2 protein-coding genes are annotated in these 2,170 nt (G+C 40.4%); both read left to right on the top strand.

Going from position 1 to position 2,170, the window contains the following annotated elements; genetic code table 11:
- On the top strand, positions 1 to 897 hold an 897-nt coding region (locus AAC037_RS23775; protein WP_339906130.1), incomplete at its 5' end, for an NAD(P)/FAD-dependent oxidoreductase.
- Positions 898 to 902: 5 nt separating this feature from the next.
- On the top strand, positions 903 to 2,170 hold a 1,268-nt coding region (locus tag AAC037_RS23780), incomplete at its 3' end, for a 4Fe-4S binding protein (protein ID WP_339906132.1).

Consider the following 2,170-nt stretch of genomic DNA (forward strand, 5'->3'; position numbering starts at 1 on the left):
GTAGGTGGGGGGCTGATTGGGGTAGAAATGGCTGAAATGTTTTCTGCCAGACAAATTCCTGTTACATTTTTGGTAAGAGAAAAGCATTTTTGGGCCAATGTGCTACCTCCGGAGGAGGCTAAGTTTGTGGGAAGACAAATCAAAGAACATCATATTGACCTGAGATTTTCGACCGAATTATCAGAAATTATAGACAATGGAGAGGGAGAAGTGAGGGCAGTGAAAACTGCTTCCGGGGAGTTTATTCCTTGTGAGTTTGTAGGCTTAACTGCAGGAGTGCGGCCAAATATAGACTTCCTCAGGGATTCTGAGCTTACCACCAATAGGGGGATTATGGTGAATAAAAAATTTGAAACCAATATGCCCCATGTTTATGCCATCGGTGATTGTGTTGAATTTACGGAGGCTCCGGGGCCGGATAGGAAGATAATTGAACAGGTTTGGTATACCGGAAGGATGCATGGAGAAACGCTTGCTTATAACTTGACCCATGAAAAACGAGTGGATTACAAACCCGGGATTTGGTTTAACTCTGCTAAATTTTTTGATATAGAATACCAAACCTATGGTTTCCTACCTAGTACCTGGCCCCATGATAAATGGTCTTTTTATTGGGAAGATAAGGAAGGTAAAATAGCCCTTAGGTTGTTATTTGATGAAAAAGAACGCATCCTTGCTGTCAATGCATTTGGCTGGAGGATGAGGCATGCTTTCTTCGATAAGGCAATTAAGGAAGGCTGGGCTGCTGATAAGGTTCTTGAGAAACTGGGGGAGGCAAGTTTTAATCCTGAATTTTATGACAATTACCACAGAGAAGTGCTAAAGTCGTACAATAAGGAAAAGGGGAAAGCGGTAAAACTGCCTAAAAAGTCAATGTTTCAAAAATTATTTGGGTAAAATTTATGAATATTCTACAGAAGTTTGGCGTACTCCTTACCTTATTAGGTTTGCTGTTTTTCACCATTATCCCATTTTTAGGTAGCTACAAATTGGATGAGAAAACAACCATAGAGAACACCAAGGAAATCCATACCGAAGCCATGGTAGAGGTGCTTCAACCCATGTTTGGAAAGGTGTATACTTCAAATCTTTCTTTTATCAGTTCTTTTAAAGACCATTTTAATACCTATAATGAAGAGTTGAAAGCCAATCAGGAGTGGGACAAGGTCATATGGGATGATTATACCTTCATCCTTACCAAGGCAGCTTCAATGGGACCGGTCAATGATTCACCATTACTTTATTTGATGGCTTCCATAGGGCTTACTGTAATAGGAGGATTGTTTTATATCCTACCTCTTTATCGGGGAAAGCCTGCAGGAATAAAAAATGATGGCATATTTTTCTCTTCCATGATGGCAAGAGGTTGGTTAGGTATGCTTACCGGATCATACCTGATATTATTTTATATTGTACTGTACTGGTATCCGGAATACCTTACCAATCTGGTTTTGATGGTAGATCCCTTGAGTCAGGCATTGTCAGGAGGGCCAGCCAGTCAATGGTTTTTATACGGGTTTATTTATTCATTGGCCATCGTGGTGATGGGGCTTCGCATGTTTAGGAAATACAAAGGGAATAAATATCAAATGATACGAACCTCTTCTGTGATGTTTTTCCAATTGTCATTTGCCTTTTTGCTTCCTGAAATATTGGTGCTTTTAAACAAGCCTTGGCACGACTTCAAAAATATTTGGCCTCTGGATTATTCTTTTTTCTATGAATATAGAATTGAGGGAATGTTAAATTCCGGTGCATTAGGCATGTTTATGCTTATTTTTGGTATATTATTAATTGTAATAGGGGTGCCTTTATTTACCTATTTGTATGGAAAGCGCTGGTACTGTAGTTGGGTATGCGGTTGTGGAGGGCTGGCTGAAACCTTGGGGGATCCATACCGTCAACTTTCTGATAAATCGCTTAAATCTTGGCAGATTGAACGGTACCTTGTTCATGGGGTGTTGGTTTTTGCTCTAGTCATGACCGCCCTTACTATCCTCAACTATTTTATGAGCTTTGAACTCTTGGGGCAAGCCACCGATCAAATTCATTCAATTTATGGCTTTGCCATAGGTTCTATCTTTGCAGGAGTGGTTGGTACCGGGTTTTATCCTTTTATGGGGAACCGAGTATGGTGTAGGTTTGGTTGTCCTTTAGCCGCCTATTTGGG

The organism is uncultured Cyclobacterium sp., from assembly GCF_963976465.1.
Lineage (GTDB): Bacteria > Bacteroidota > Bacteroidia > Cytophagales > Cyclobacteriaceae > Cyclobacterium.